The 14,073-nt window shown below is 62.8% G+C and carries 12 protein-coding genes and 1 pseudogene; 11 read left to right on the forward strand and 2 right to left on the reverse strand.

Annotated features, from left to right (window positions below; genetic code table 11):
* The first annotated feature begins 421 nt into the window (after positions 1 to 421).
* Positions 422 to 1,777, forward strand: a complete 1,356-nt coding sequence (locus tag A5780_RS25875; protein ID WP_223273934.1) for an IS110 family transposase — start codon at positions 422 to 424, stop codon at positions 1,775 to 1,777.
* Positions 1,778 to 1,793: 16 nt separating this feature from the next.
* Positions 1,794 to 2,081, forward strand: a pseudogene (locus A5780_RS39430) (integrase core domain-containing protein); the annotation flags it as partial.
* Positions 2,082 to 2,140: 59 nt separating this feature from the next.
* Here the strand turns inward: A5780_RS39430 and A5780_RS25880 are convergent.
* Together A5780_RS25880 and A5780_RS25885 are read right to left on the reverse strand one after the other, a co-directional pair.
* A complete protein-coding gene (locus A5780_RS25880) occupies positions 2,141 to 2,620 on the reverse strand; it encodes a GNAT family N-acetyltransferase (protein WP_064909894.1) in 480 nt (159 codons plus the stop codon).
* A complete protein-coding gene (locus A5780_RS25885; protein WP_064909926.1) occupies positions 2,617 to 5,673 on the reverse strand; it encodes an orotidine 5'-phosphate decarboxylase / HUMPS family protein in 3,057 nt (1,018 codons plus the stop codon). Before A5780_RS25885 ends, A5780_RS25880 begins: the two co-directional genes overlap by 4 nt.
* Before the next feature lie 536 nt (positions 5,674 to 6,209).
* Between A5780_RS25885 and A5780_RS25890 the strand changes: the two genes are divergently transcribed.
* The 9 genes from A5780_RS25890 to A5780_RS40285 all read left to right on the forward strand — a co-directional run bounded on the left by A5780_RS25890 (position 6,210) and on the right by A5780_RS40285 (position 14,062).
* Entirely contained in the window at positions 6,210 to 6,644 is a 435-nt protein-coding gene (locus A5780_RS25890) for an NUDIX domain-containing protein (protein WP_064909895.1), read from the forward strand.
* A gap of 34 nt (positions 6,645 to 6,678) precedes the next feature.
* The gene (locus A5780_RS25895) at positions 6,679 to 8,565 is read left to right on the forward strand and encodes a radical SAM protein (RefSeq protein WP_064909896.1); all 1,887 of its coding nucleotides are present in this window, start codon (positions 6,679 to 6,681) and stop codon (positions 8,563 to 8,565) included.
* On the forward strand, positions 8,549 to 9,163 hold the full coding sequence (locus A5780_RS40275) for a hypothetical protein (protein WP_143860477.1): 615 nt from the start codon (positions 8,549 to 8,551) through the stop codon (positions 9,161 to 9,163). Before A5780_RS25895 ends, A5780_RS40275 begins: the two co-directional genes overlap by 17 nt.
* The gene (locus A5780_RS25900) at positions 9,160 to 9,909 is read left to right on the forward strand and encodes a hypothetical protein (RefSeq protein WP_064909897.1); all 750 of its coding nucleotides are present in this window, start codon (positions 9,160 to 9,162) and stop codon (positions 9,907 to 9,909) included. Before A5780_RS40275 ends, A5780_RS25900 begins: the two co-directional genes overlap by 4 nt.
* A gap of 22 nt (positions 9,910 to 9,931) precedes the next feature.
* Positions 9,932 to 10,555: a hypothetical protein gene (locus A5780_RS25905; RefSeq protein WP_064909898.1), complete on the forward strand. Its 624-nt coding sequence runs from the start codon at positions 9,932 to 9,934 to the stop codon at positions 10,553 to 10,555.
* Positions 10,552 to 11,424: a protein kinase gene (locus A5780_RS25910; RefSeq protein WP_064909899.1), complete on the forward strand. Its 873-nt coding sequence runs from the start codon at positions 10,552 to 10,554 to the stop codon at positions 11,422 to 11,424. The genes A5780_RS25905 and A5780_RS25910 overlap by 4 nt, the downstream gene beginning before the upstream one ends.
* Before the next feature lie 87 nt (positions 11,425 to 11,511).
* Positions 11,512 to 11,649, forward strand: a complete 138-nt coding sequence (locus A5780_RS40280; RefSeq protein WP_156769660.1) for a hypothetical protein — start codon at positions 11,512 to 11,514, stop codon at positions 11,647 to 11,649.
* Positions 11,650 to 11,852: 203 nt separating this feature from the next.
* Positions 11,853 to 12,653, forward strand: coding sequence for an HEXXH motif-containing putative peptide modification protein (locus A5780_RS39435; RefSeq protein ID WP_143860475.1), 801 nt, complete (start codon positions 11,853 to 11,855; stop codon positions 12,651 to 12,653).
* Positions 12,654 to 12,670: 17 nt separating this feature from the next.
* On the forward strand, positions 12,671 to 14,062 hold the full coding sequence (locus A5780_RS40285) for a helix-turn-helix transcriptional regulator (protein WP_143860473.1): 1,392 nt from the start codon (positions 12,671 to 12,673) through the stop codon (positions 14,060 to 14,062).
* Positions 14,063 to 14,073 lie beyond the last annotated feature (11 nt).

The raw sequence follows: 14,073 nt of genomic DNA on the forward strand, positions 1-14,073 counted from the left end.
CGCTGTCGCGTTCTGGCAACGAGCACGAAAACACTTCGCCGCCAACGGGATCACTGTCAAACGAGTCCTCACCGACATTCAAACTCGGTGATGGCCTCGAAGCTCTCACCGGATACGGCCGGTTGGGTGAGAATTCGAGGCTCCGGCGCCTGCTTGCTACCGCTCAATGACCGAGTGGGGTTGTGCTCCTTGCCTGTTGATCGCGGAGTGAGCAGGGCCATCGCCGGGTGAGATGCGTCCTGTTAGGAACCCGGCGACTTCGGCATCCGCCGCCACGCGGCGCGTTGCGGAGATCCCTGTTGGTGAATGTCTGGTACTGCATCGACTCCCGCGACGGCAACGCTCACGCCGGATCTGGGTGAAGCATTGTCGAGCAGACGGGAGTTGGATCGTTGGAGTTGCGGCTGGGTATCGATGTCGCTTGCCGGGCAGCGCACCAGGCCAGCTGGCCGATGAGCAAGGCAAATTTCTATGGTCAGGTCGCAAGTTCCGCACCACGACCAGTGATCTGCAGCGGCTGTGGTCGATGCTGCCGGCCGGGACCGCCCCCTCGTCGGTCACCGTCATCATGGAGCCCACGCGCAACGCCTGGGTGCCGTTAGCGGCCTGGTTCCGTCGGCAGGGCGCCACCGTGATTCTGGTGCCACCCGAACAATCTGCCGACCTGCGTGATTACTACTGCAAGCACACCAAGTCCGACCGCTTGGACTCGAAAGTCCTTGCCCGGATCCCACTTCTGCATCCCGAGGGCATGCACCCCGCGACCGGGCTCGGCCCCGGTGACACGATGCGCAGGGCGGTCAAGCTGCGCTCCAATCTGGTCAAACGCCGCACCGGCATCCTCGCGCGATTGGATGCACTGCTCGAACTCCTCGGGCCCGGCTGGCATGCCGCGCTCGGCGCGGACCTGGCCAACAAGACGCCCTTGCGGTTCCTGGCGCATTACGCCGACCCACACATCGTGATCCGGTTGGGCCGGGCCCGGCTGACACGATTCCTCGCCCGGCATTCTCGCGGCAGCTGGCGCGAGGAGAAGGCCGACCAACTCCTCGCCGCGGCCCGTGAAACGCTCGATCTCTGGTCTGATGAATTGGACTTCCCGGAGTTGGCCGATGACATCGCGATCGAGGCCCGGCTGGCCTTGCAGCTCACCGAGGAGATCAAGGAACTCGAAACCCGCATCGCGGCACTGCTGGACAAGGCCGACCCGGATGGCATCGTCAGCTCGACGCCCGGGGTAGGCCCGATTCTCGCAGCCCAGATCCTGGGCCGCTTGGGCGATCCCAACCGCTTCGACTCCCTGGCCGCGATCCGTTCCTTCAGCGGCCTGGTGCCCAAACTCGAATCTTCTGGATTGAGCGGAAGGCACGGTGGACCAACGAAATCCGGAGACGCGTGCCTGCGCGAAGCGCTGTTCATGGCCGCTGAGCAGGCACGGCGCAGCGATCCCTCGCTGGCCGCGAAATACCACCGACTCATGACCGACAGCGGCAAACACCACAACTCCGCGGTCTGCCACCTCTCCACGACCCTGCTCACACGCATCGCCGCCTGCTGGCGCCGCGGCGAGCACTACGTGATCCGCGATGTCGACGGCAGCCCGCTCACCTCGGAACAGGGCCGCAGGATCGTCGCCGACCGATACACAGTCCCCGCCGACATCCGCGCCGCGCGACGCACCACCGGTGCGAGGACGGGCCGACGACACCAGGAGTCGCACAGCGCTCCACCGATCGGCCCGTCAACAACCAAGGCTACGAGCCTTCCAGCGAGTTGACATCCGTTAGGAACTCAACGGCGCCTGCTACATCTCCCAGCTGTGGCGATCCGAGCTGGCCGGCAACGGGATCACGCATAAACGAACCCGGCCCTACCGGCCACAGACCAACGGCAAGGTCGAACGGTTCAACCGCACCCTGCTCGAGGAATGGGCCTACGCCCGCCCCTACCGGTCCGAAACCGAACGCCGCGCCGCGTTCACCACCTGGCTCCACACCTACAATCACCACCGCGGCCACACAGCACTCGGTGGACACCCACCAGCCAGCCGCGTTCCTAACCTCTCAGGTCAGTACACCTAGTGGCCCACAACAATGCAACGGCGACCCGAGGGTTGCCTGTGACCTGCGGTCTGACGGCTTTAGCCCACGTTGAATTCGTAGACCGCGCGGCTACGACCCGGCCCCTTGTAATCGGTGGTGACCGAAACACCGTCGATCTCGTGGTCGCCGGGGACGTTGACATAGCCGAGGGTGATCCAAGTAGCGTGCGCCGCTCGATTTCCCGGTTCAGATGTCAGGTAAATCCGTTCGCAACCCCATTTTTCGGCTTGAGCGTGCACGCTTTTCAGCAACGCGCGAGCGATGCCTTGCTGCCGATGGTCCGGATGGATCATGACGTCTTGGATATACACCTCTGCTGGGTTGTCCTGGCTGCGGAACGCGATCACCACGCCGGTGAGGGTGTTGGTTTCGTCGATCATGATGGGGCAGGTTGAGGAGAACAGTTCGGCGTACAGCCAGTAGTCGGACATCCCGCGGGCGCGAATGAAGGGTTCGCCGAGTTCCATGAGGTCGTGAACTTCGTTGATGTACTCGACGCTGAGGGAAGTGACGTTCATGGACGCTCCTGCGTGTGAATCTTTCGTACGATGCTGGTCAGTTGATATGTGAGGTCGGCCGGGGCGACTGCATCGGCGATACTTCGGCCGATGATCGCGATATCCCAGTCGGGGCTGCTGGTGAGTTCGTCGTCGGTGGCGCTGAATCCGCCGGAGACGGCGACGGGAAGTTGGCTGCGGCTGCGAATTGTTCGGGCTGTGTCGAGGGGGTGGTTGCTTCCAACACCGAGATCGATGTTGGTGGTGACGACGAAGCCATCGATCCCGGTGCGTTCCATATCACGGAGCCATGTGGCATCGACATGCGAACGCTGGGTATCAAGGACGAGCGCTACTCCGAGCCGACGTCCAGCGGCTACGGCGGCGGAAACGCTTGCGATGGACGCCGGCCCGATGAGGGCCACGATGTCCGCGCCAGCTTCTGCGGCGAGTTCGACTTGGTCGCGCCCCCAGTCGGCGGACATCATTTCGGCGACGACTGCTGCCTGTGGTGCTGTGCGCTTGATCGTGGCGATGGCTTCCACGCCCGAGCGTTTGATCAACGGGTCGCCGACTTCGATGAAGTCGGCTCCGGCGTCGACCGCCGCTGTAGCGATGTCGACGGCACGATCAAGCGAATGAACATCGAGGGCAATTTGGAGCGATCGCTGGCCGCGAGTCCGCCGATAGCGTTCGCGGATGCTGACTACAGCAGGTGAGCGTTCGTTCCGTCCGCGAGTTGCTCGCGCTTCTCTGGCGGTGAGCCAGCGTTGCGACGATTCGGCCAGTGCGACAATAGATTTTTCGAGTTCGGCTGGTAGTTGGACCCAGCCGGTTTGCACTTCACGAAGCAATCCGAACAAAGCTTCGTCCATCGCCGGGGACGGTTCGAGGCAGCTGTCCGAACTCAGCAGACGGATTCTCGTCAGGAGTTTCGCTGTCGAGGCCGGTGGCGCAGCCCAGGTGGTGTCTGCTGCGACGGTGGCGATCACTGAGTCAGCGACCATGAGGTCTGGAAGTGGTGCAGGCCCGCCGGGGAGAACTCCCTGAAGCGCGAGTTCACGGACGTGCCAGTTGCGGTCACTGAGCAGTGTTTCGAGACAACTGAGCCCTGCTGCGTGATCGAGTGTTCCGACGACGCGAGCTATTGCTGCGCGGACCTTGTAGTCGTCGTCGCGGACGAGGTGGTGGACGATCCTGTCGGTATGCTGCCGCGCAATTGTGCGACGTTCGAGCAATGCGTCGGCGAGTCCGGCGCGCACTCGCCAATCGAGATGCAGCAGCAGCTGCGCGAGCAAGTCTCCCCCATTGTGGTCGTATGCGGTGAAAAGGTCGAAGTAGCGGGCGACAAAGACGGCTTCGGCCGTGTTGTCGAGATCTATGCCGTCGAGGACGCGTGTGCTAACTCGGACGTCAAAAGCGTGTTCGATGTGGCCCGCGATATCGGCCCAAATCTGTGAACCATGGATCCGCAGTTGCTTGACCACCCAGGGTGCGTAATGCTCAGCCAGGCTGTCCGGCAGAGCCGGAGTCGCGAGTAGCGCGCGGGCGAGTTGGCGACCAGAAGTCTGGGTACAGCGGTTCGCGCACGATCGTAGGACCTCGACGGACAGGGTTATGCCTTGAACCGCGGCTGTTTCGATCAGCATGGGCAGTGCGGTATCCGTGCTGGTCGACGGCGCCAGAGCGATCATGTCGATCAGGCTCGGCGCGGAGGTACTGAGGGCGCACACGGCAAAATCGAAAACCCCGTGCACCGTTGCAGCACGGGAAGCGAAGGCGGCGAGTTCATTGAACGCGCTGACCGTTGCCATGGACCGGCCCCGGATCGTCATCTCCTCGACAATCCGGATAGCCAGGAAGTACTCACGAAAGACGTCGTGACTGAACCGAATTCCGTCTCCGGATGTCTGCTCGATGATCAGCCCTGCGGCCAGCGCGGCATTGCTGACGGAATCGGCCCATGATTCTGACTCTGCCTTGGTCAGGAATGAGGGAATGACATCGGGCATCAACGTAGAGGCGAGCTGTGCCATCTGCCCTATCACCATGTCGGTCGACGGGCCACCGCGCGCTAGAAGTGTTCGTACACAACGGTCGACGAGATGGAAAGCGCCATTCTCTTGAAGACTTCGGGCGTCGGAACCGTCTGCGCTACAGAGCATCTGCATGTACAGAGGAAGTGTGGCAAGCGATTGCAGGGATTCCGGTAGAGCAGTGAACGGAGCGCGGCTACTGTTGCGATGCGCCTCCCAGATCTCGCGAGCTTCGGTGCGCGTCCACGCCGACAACGAGCACGACTCAGTATGTGTGGTGCCGGGCGGTGCGTAGGCGGTGGCAGCGAGGACGGGGTAAGCCGAAAGGTCGAGTTCCGGTGGGGTGCGCACAGCGAGGATGAAGCGGAGATCCTTCGAGTTCGCTTGCCGCAGGATGCTGTCGACCTGTCGACCGACGAGGGCAAGCCGATCGTCCGTGTCGACGTCGTCGATGATGACGACCAGCGGTCGATTCAGCAGATTCGAGGCTTGCTCCACACTGAGTAATGCGTCGTTGCCGCTGGGCAGAGATGCGTACCTGAGTATCTCGGTCGCTACGTCGGTGCTGGTTGAGATCCAGTTCGCGCAGGAGTGGAGTTGGAAGTCCACTCGGGTCGCCCATTGTTGGGCCAGGTGCCGTGTGAGCCGGGTCTTTCCCGTGCCAGCGCGCCCAGCGAGGACGAAGGTTCTGGCCGGCGAGTCGAGGAACTGTTGGAAACGGTGGACCGCCGTCTGATCTGGCCGGTAATCCACATCTGCGAGGCTTGGGCCGACGGTGTCGAGTAGGACCATGGTCCGCGATCCAGACGCGCTGGCAAGGTTCGCTTGTGGTCCGTCGGTTCGGGCCTTCGCATGCGATGGGTCAGACCGCAGGATGAGTTCGAATCGGTCGCTGACCTCGGCGCCGGACCGCGTGAGGTCGCTATCGAGGATTTGCTGCGTCTCGTAGCGCAGTCGCGCCGCGATGCCTCGCTGTTCCCAATTCGAGACGGCTGCGTCGTTGACTCCGAGGTGGGCAGCGAACTCTCGAACGCTCATACGCTTCGCCTCACGGAGAGCCCGTGCCTCTCGCCCGGTCCACCGGGCCACGACCGAACCCATGAGCGGATCAACCCCCATCCCGTGTTCGCTGCGCTGGCCCAACACTAGCCAATCGGCCGTGAGCCTAGGGCAAGACTAGGGCAGCACCGGGTGTCCGTGGTTGGCGCAGCGTGACAGCGTAAATCTGGTCGCTTCGAACGGCCGGTGTGTTCGACCGTTCGGAGCTAGATGCCCAAGGTGGCGCGAATGACGGTGGGACACAGGTCGTCCTGAAGGAAGGTGGGTTGGGTTGTTAGCGCGCGATGCTGCGATGGAATTTTTACCGAATCAGCTGACGGATAACGAAACTGGTTGGAACACAGAGCGTTTGATGGAATGACGATGTACCTACGGCTGCAACTTCCGCGTTCGGCTGGAGGTTAGACTGCCTCGCCGGCACCCGCTCTATCCATCGTTTGTGGGTTCCCCAGTACCGGCAACTCATTCGCTTCACGCGGTTTGGATTCGATAAATCCCAGGAAGGGTCGCGCCTAATGCCTCAGAAGGTCGTCAAGGAGAAGGTGCTGGTCTACGTCGTACGCGACGACAAACTGCTGGTATTCCGCCACACCGATTATTCGTATGAGCAGGTCGGTATCCAGGTCCCGGCCGGAAGTATCCGTCCCGGAGAGTCCCCGCAGGACGCAGCGCTGAGGGAGGCGCGCGAGGAGACGGGGCTGAACGAGTTCAAGGTCGTCCGTAAGTTGGGCGAATTCAGTTACGACATCTCGCCGTATCGGTGGGAGGTGCAACAGCGTCACGTGTTCGAACTGGAGCTGTGCGAACCTGCGCCGGAGCGGTGGGCCAGTCAGGAAGACCACGACGGCCAGGGGGAGCCGACCCGCTTCGAGTGCTTCTGGATTCCGTTGGAGGCCGCCCACATCCTTCAATCCGGCCAAGGTGCGCTGCTGGGCCGACTTTACGACTGAGCTGGTGAGACCGGTTCGATAGGAGGGGTTCTCCATGGAGGCCGCAACACCTGCTGCTGATCTGTCACGTCGGGTGTACCTGACGTTGCCTGATACCGAGGATACGGCCGCGGTGTCGGTGATCTTGAAACTTCGTGGGGAGACCTGCGATATCGACTGCGTCTTCTGTTATGAGAAACGCAAGGAAGCTCCCGGCGGGGCGAGGATCGGCGCGGATGACATCGGTCGCCTCGCCGAGCTGTTCGGCGACCGGCCGGTGGCGATCGAGTTGCATGGCGGTGAACCGCTCACAGTAGGGAAACGCCAGATGCGCGAGATCCTCGCTGCGCTGGCCGCGCAGGAGTCGGTGACGCGGGTGACGATGCAAACCAACGGGATCCGCTTGGACGGTGAGTGGTTGGACCTCTTCGACGAGGTCTACCCGGATCTGCATATCGGCATCTCGCTCGATGGCGATCCAGAAGGCAACTCGTGGCGTGTTGGCTATGACGGTCGCGAAACCTACACCAAGGTCGCGCAGTCCCTGAGACTGCTCGAACGTCGGGGCCGCAGGACTGGAATCATCACGGTGGTTACCCCGCGGGTACTTGGGCGGGCCGCAGAGGTGCTCGATCACCTTGCCGGATTCGCCGCCGTCAACGCGATCAGCCTCGTCCCCTGCTTCGACTCGAGCGTGATAGCGCCGACTGCGGCAAGCACCTCGCGAGTCTCAGCTTCGCGCCTGTTACAACGCGACGCATTGAGCGGAGGCAGTCCAGCCTGGTCTATCACCGGCGACGAGTACGCACAGTTCGTTCTGGCCGCGGCCGTTCATTGGGTTACGGCTGGCTTGTTCTCCCGGATCAAGCTGGAGCCGGTCGTATCCACGATCCGGGCCCTTAAGGGTTTGGAGGTCGGGTTCTGTCACTTCTCCAACCTCAAATGCGACCACGTGTTCACCCTCTACCCGGACAGCAGGTTCGGCAGCTGCGACGAACTGCCCTGGCCCGCAGCGCAACTCGGCCACCTAAGTGAACTGAGCGACGCGAATGGGATCGCTGAGGCACAATACCGGCTACCGCTGCTGGCCGAGGGCCGGTCCTTGGCGGCAAAATGTGCGGCGTGCCGCTACCGCGACACCTGCGGCGGGGGCTGTATCGCCACCCGGCTGCGCGCGGCACAGGCTGCCGGATCCGACGACGACTACTGCCGCTATCGGTCCCGGTTGATCGATGGGCTCGCCGCGCTCACCATCCAACCAGAGATTCCCTCTGCAGTCTGGTGCCATCGCGTCAAAGCCCGCCCGCACCAGCCGAATTTGATGGCAGATGTGCCAGGGTTCATGCGTCGCTGGCGAGACCCGGAAGCTGCTAGGGGTTCGGTCCGGCTCGAGGTCAGCGACCACGGCAATATAAACACCCTCGGCCGGCCAGGCATTCACGAGGCCGACGACCTCGACCCGCTACACCCGTTGTGGCGGGATGCGATCGAACCGGGCGTCTGGCCTCTGGTCGACCCGATCACGCGCGAGTGGGGATTGGTGACATATGACAGCTGCCAAGGCCACCACTACGGCGGCTTGGAATTGGCACCGGTCGAACGACGCGTGGGAATTTTGCCCCGCGACCGCCGCGAGTACGCCTCCACTGCCGCCGCGCTGTGCCGGCTTGTCGCCGCAGTGGAAGCCGAATTACCTCCGTCGATCCGGATCGTCGTCGGCCGTGCGGAGCTGACCTGCTCTACTACGGGTAGCCGATTCCCCGTCCTTGACCTGCGATTTGAATGTCCCGAAAAACAGGCCTGGGAAGCCTATTTCGCCGACCTCGACACCGCCACGGCCATCCTCGCGGGGCAGTTCGATGCGCCGAGTCCCGCCGGGAGAACTACGTGCGGGTGTTCTGAGCCTTATACATCGGGTAGGCACGATGAACAACACGTCTGACACCCTCGCGGTCAACCAGCTACTGGGAAGACTGGTCTACTTTCACGTCCTGTTCATCGAGCCATCTTGGCAGCCGCGACACACGATGCAGGCGCAGCGGAGCCTCTGCTGTCGCCACATCGACCTGGGTGCTACCCACGTCTCGAGGCTCTACACGAACACGACACCTTGGACGGCGCTGATACAGATAGCCGCAGATCTCGGCGCCTGGACGACTTGGTGCGAAGACAGCCAAAGGTGTTGTCCGGCATGCCGTATTCGATCTTGCGCCGTGGTCATCGTCGACTGCTGGGCCACCACTGAACAACGCGCCTTTGGGGGCGACCTGCCTGTGCCCGACGATACGCGGCGGCGGTGGTCGACCGCCATCGCCGAGCTGATGGTCAGGGCGTTCGCGCATCAGCACGGCCTCCAATGCGCCGTTCGGTCGAACGTCGACACCACGAGCACACCACCGCCCGACAGGTTTCCACTGACGTTTGAGCTGGCCCGATTGTGGCGAGATCCGACCTGCCCGGACCCAGTGGTCAGCTGGCTCAACCACTGCACTCGACTCGATGACATAGCCGAGCGTCTTTGCCAAGGGAGAAAAACATGACCGGGCGCCGTCCGATCGGGTTCAACGAGACATTGACGGTGGGCAGCATCGAGGAGTTCCTCAGTGCCTCCGAGATCGCCATTCTAGAAGGCTGTATGGACCAGTTCCTGCGTGACATCGATGGCGAAGATATCCGCAGCACCTACGACCAGCGTCGCACCACCTCCATCCACGAAATCCCCGGCCACGACACCGCCGTTGCGATGGCAACCTACGAGCCCGCCGGTCGAGTTGAGATCACCAACATCCCCGGCGCCGCGGAAGACATTCTCCAACAAGCGTTTACCCGCTCCCGACGCGCTCTGCAGCGGTCGCTGCCCTCGGTGAGTTCGTGTCGCCCGTGGACCTACGTGGAATACGGTCCTGGCCAGCACATCACCCCGCACTTGGACGGCATAGCTCCGGACCCGCATGACTGGCCTCGCCAGATCGCAGGGATCAGCGTCGTCATCGGGACACGTTGTCAGGGAGGGGATTTCTTTGTCGAGACCACCTCGGCCGAACAACTGTGGAAGTCCGGTGGTGTCGGCCAAGTACCCGGCTACGACCCTGGGATGGCCTTCGCACGCGACGGTGCTGACAACTCCTCGCCCTGGTTCGCCGCCACGGCGCGCACACGCTGGAGTGCCGCCCCCGCACCGGGCACAGCGCTGCTGTACGGATCACAACTCGCACACGGCACCACCCCGGTCCAGGTGGGTCGCGCGCGCAAATTCATCTCCTGGCTCTTCGCCGACAAACATTGACCGGCCGAGGGACTACGCGCACATGTTGATCGCTCTTGAAGGCATCGCAGGATCGGGCAAGACCACCCTGCGCGACCGGATTCTCCACCTGGCCGAACACTCCGGCATCCCGGTCCGCCATATCGGCCAGTTCTCCTGGCTTTCGCCAGCTGCGACCCGCACCTTGGTCGCGATGCGCACCGGCAGGGCGATTGTCGACGAGCTGGATGCAGTGGCTGCCGTGCTCGACGACCTCACCCTGCACGCGCACCACAACATCGCAGCGGCAGCTCGCGATGGACACGTCCTCGCCGATCGGCTAATCCTGTCATCGGCATGCCTGCTCGGACTTAACTACCCCGGCACAGTCGCACGTCACCTCGAACCGTTGGTTCGCGTCACCAACGCACTTCCCGACTTGACCGTGCTGGTGACCACCCCTGTGGAGGTTTGCGCAGCCCGTCTCGCGGCCCGCCCAACTGCGCAGCGCGTCGGCGACGACTCCGGCACAGCGACCCGATTGCATGAGCTCTACCAGCGATGCGCTGACCTCTGGCCACACGGCACTGGAAGACCGCTCCTCCGACAACCCCTCAACACCTTCGAAGACACGGAGCAGCTGGCGCGGCAGCTTCTCGATGAACTCGAAAAGGTAGGCACCCAGTGAATCTGCATCCGCTGCACCCGGCCACCTCAGTGACGGACGGACTCGCTGACTCCGGCTGGAGAATCATCGAACTTCTGGCATTCACCCGTTCCAGCACTTTGATTCTCGCGTCCCAGGATGACAACGAGCCGGTCGTGATCAAGGCCGGGTTCGGCAGTAACCATGTGCTGGCCGAAATGGACGAGCAGGACCGACCGGCGGCATACGGATTCTATTGGTACCAGCAAATGACGCCAGCCGAGCGAGTTCTTTCACGCGAGGACTTCCGCCACGAACGCGAGTTGGCCCGCGACTGTCGCGGAGCCACCCGAGTTGTTTACCTCATCGACGAAGGCGAGTGCGGCGGATTCGACTGGTACACCATGCCGCACTACCCAGACGGCAACCTACGCGCCTTCACCACCCAAAACGCCTCACCCGCCGGACTCGGAGCGAGCATGACGATCCTTGCCGATGTCGCCGCCGGCCTGGACGAGCTGCACCGACGGGGCATCGTGCACCGTGACCTCTACCAGGAGAACGTACTCCTGAAAAACGGGCGCGGAGTGATCACCGACCTTGGAGCCGCCTGCCGGATCGGCGAGGCCCGCGGTCCACGCCGCCGCGGACCAGAAGTCCACTGGCCACCCGAATACGCCCACTCCTATGCCGAGGCGACCCCAGGAGCGGACGTATACAGCCTCGCCGTGCTCGCCTATCGGATCCTCTTCGCTGACCTACCACGACTCGACGGGCCACGACATCTCGACGGCCTACCCACCACGGTGACTGATCACATCACCGCTGCACTGGCCAACAATCCCGATGCTCGCCCCACTATGACGGAGTTGCACACGAGTTTCCTCGAGGGTGCGACCGCCACTCCATGAATCACTCGACAGGAGGGAACGCAACCACACCACGCACACATCAGATTCGAGATGAATAGCGAACGTAATTACACGAGAAGGGTTTCCATGATGATCGGCACAACCGAAGAGATCACCGACTTCCTTGCCGCGGTCGAGAAGTTGCGCGACGACGAGGGTGCTGTCCGCACGACAGCACACACGTCGAGCATCATCGCTGCGGGCTGGCCGAGCTCCGACCTGTAGTCGCCAGCGTGGGCTGTGCCGATGCCGTCGCAGCCCACCTCAGCCCTACCGTCAAACGCACGAAAGGCGCCGTTGTGGACCCACTCACCGGATTATTTCGATTCCACCGGACGACCGACCTCTACCGGCATCGGACACGCTCGATCTACACGGTCCTGTCCGGCGATGAGTTGCCTAATGGGTGTGAAACGAGTCCTAGTGCAATGGACTACGCGCTGGCCCACCATTACCTCGAAGGGGCGGAACTAGCCGCTCGCAGCGGTGATCGAGACACCTTGAGCTGGTACCGCACCCATTCGAGAACCTTTCCCCCTCACTGGTTCACCACGACTCCTATCGGCCCCACGATCGTGCAATGTCCCGATCCTCGGACACTGCGTCAGTCCCCCATTGCCGATACGCCCTACCACTTGCTCGGCCCTAACACTGAGCCCGCGCCGCCCTTGGCAACCGAGCTGGTTGCCGCAGCCTTCGACATCGGGGCCGAATACGGGTTCGGCGATCTGATCGCCGATCACGCGCCGATCGTCTGCCTGCTCATCGAGCGAAAACTCGGTGAGCCCCTCAACAGCTGGGCCATCACACGGCTACCCGGCACGGTGTTCCTCGACCACGTCGGCGATCCGACGATCCTCGCGCGTGACCTGATCCACGAAGCAGCCCACAATTGGCTCAACACCGCCCTCGCTGCGGCCGACGTCGAGCTCGATGACGGAAAAACGTGGAATTCTCCCTGGAAGAACACGCGCAGGCCCACTTTTGGATTCCTCCACTCCTGCTGGGCATTTCCTCTCACCATGTTGTTCGCCGCCCGCGCGGTCCGTCGAGTCCCCCAGGTCCTGGCGACTTACCTCGCCCAGCACCGTCGAAAGCTGGCATCGACCGCTGCGGACCATCAGCACGCGCTCGCCGCAGTCACCGACACAGATCTTCGCGAGCGACTCCGTACAGTTCACGCACTGGCTCTCCGTGCATGCCCCGATCAACCGCCTCTGGTCACATAAGTGATGGGAAGTAATGAATGACCACGGCACCGAACGCCGTAGCCGGCCATGGTTGGGCGGGCGCCCTCCGTGCTTTTCGTCGTGGGCTTGGGTTGAACCAACAGCAGTTTGCCGAGACGCTTAACGAAGCAGGCGCTGCCTTGGGCCTAAAACTATCCTGCGATCAGCAGCATGTGTCCCGTTGGGAACGCGAGGTCATCCGACGGCCGGACGCCGAGTACGTTCTGGCCCTGCAACGGATCGGTGGCCCCGTTCCGAATGCCCCGGCTGCCGACGACCGAGCCCTGCCTCCCAGCGACGTCTCGCCGTATTCCTCGCAGGTCGCAGGTGCTACGACCGGAGTCGTGGAGCGTCGCAGATTTCTCGCCGCCGTAGCTGCTGCGGCGACCGCCGGATCTGTCGCCGAACTCGCGCCTTGGCTTCCATCGTTTTATCCTCAGCCCGGCCCGACCCCCGGGCGGGCAGGTCCGGCCGATGTGCAATGCGTCCGTGAGGTGACGGCTGGATTGCGCGGGCTCGACCAACGGCATGGCGGATTCGCTGTGCTTGATTCAGCAACAGGTCTGTTGCGGTGGAGCAGCGAGCTATTGCACCGGTGTGGTGATCATGAAACGACGACGGCGATGTCGGTTGCGCTGGCCGATCTCTCCCGGTTGACCGGCTGGGCGTACTACGACACCGGCGACCAGGCTCGTGCACGAAGCTATCTGACGTTGGCGTTGACCTACGCACGTAGCGCGGGTGCTGACAGTCTGGCCGCATCCATCCTGTACGTACTCGGCCGCATCAGTCTGATCGAATGCCAGCCACGTGAGGCACTTCGAATGTTCCAACTCGGACAAATGAGCGCCCAAGACGCCTCCAACATCGGCGAGTCGGCCCGCTTATATTCGAACGAGGCGTGGGCCCACGCAATGATGGGCAATCGTCGGCAAATGCACGACGCTCTCGGTCGTGCCGAACACGAGATCTCCCGCGTGAACGCCGATCCAGATCCGTGGACCGAGGTCTTCTTCGCGGCCGGCGAACATGCCGGGCTGACGTCTGTGATCTACAACGAGTTCGCCTTGACAGCCGACCGGAACTTGCGCGAGCAGTACACTGCGCTGGCCTTGGATCGGGCAGTGGAATCGCTGTCTAGGTCTACGAGCGCTCGTCCTACCCGAAGCGTGCTCTTCGACCAGACAACTATCGCGGCTTGCCGGTTCCGACTGGGAGACACTGATTCAGCGGTTGCCGCCGCAGGCGCCGCGCTGGACCTCACCCAGGAGGTGATCAGCGCTCGAGCCCTCTCTCGTCTTAGCTCTATGGCCGGTGCGGCTGATCCGTTCCGGAAGAAGTCCCACGTCAGCGAAATTGTGCACCAGATAAGGCAACTCGCCCCGCCTGCGCCGAAAACGTTGTTCTAGCCCGTGCTGTC

This window comes from Nocardia sp. 852002-20019_SCH5090214 (assembly GCF_001665865.1).
GTDB lineage: Bacteria > Actinomycetota > Actinomycetes > Mycobacteriales > Mycobacteriaceae > Nocardia > Nocardia nova.

Coding starts and splice junctions, on each gene's coding strand:
- A5780_RS25895 (WP_064909896.1), top strand. CDS start 6,679: ATGGAGGCCGCAACACCTGCTGCTGATCTGTCACGTCGGGTGTACCTG.
- A5780_RS40280 (WP_156769660.1), top strand. CDS start 11,512: ATGATGATCGGCACAACCGAAGAGATCACCGACTTCCTTGCCGCGGTC.
- A5780_RS25900 (WP_064909897.1), top strand. CDS start 9,160: ATGACCGGGCGCCGTCCGATCGGGTTCAACGAGACATTGACGGTGGGC.
- A5780_RS39435 (WP_143860475.1), top strand. CDS start 11,853: ATGGACTACGCGCTGGCCCACCATTACCTCGAAGGGGCGGAACTAGCC.
- A5780_RS25885 (WP_064909926.1), bottom strand. CDS start 5,673: ATGAGCGTTCGAGAGTTCGCTGCCCACCTCGGAGTCAACGACGCAGCC.
- A5780_RS40285 (WP_143860473.1), top strand. CDS start 12,671: ATGACCACGGCACCGAACGCCGTAGCCGGCCATGGTTGGGCGGGCGCC.
- A5780_RS25890 (WP_064909895.1), top strand. CDS start 6,210: ATGCCTCAGAAGGTCGTCAAGGAGAAGGTGCTGGTCTACGTCGTACGC.
- A5780_RS25880 (WP_064909894.1), bottom strand. CDS start 2,620: ATGAACGTCACTTCCCTCAGCGTCGAGTACATCAACGAAGTTCACGAC.
- A5780_RS25905 (WP_064909898.1), top strand. CDS start 9,932: ATGTTGATCGCTCTTGAAGGCATCGCAGGATCGGGCAAGACCACCCTG.
- A5780_RS40275 (WP_143860477.1), top strand. CDS start 8,549: ATGAACAACACGTCTGACACCCTCGCGGTCAACCAGCTACTGGGAAGA.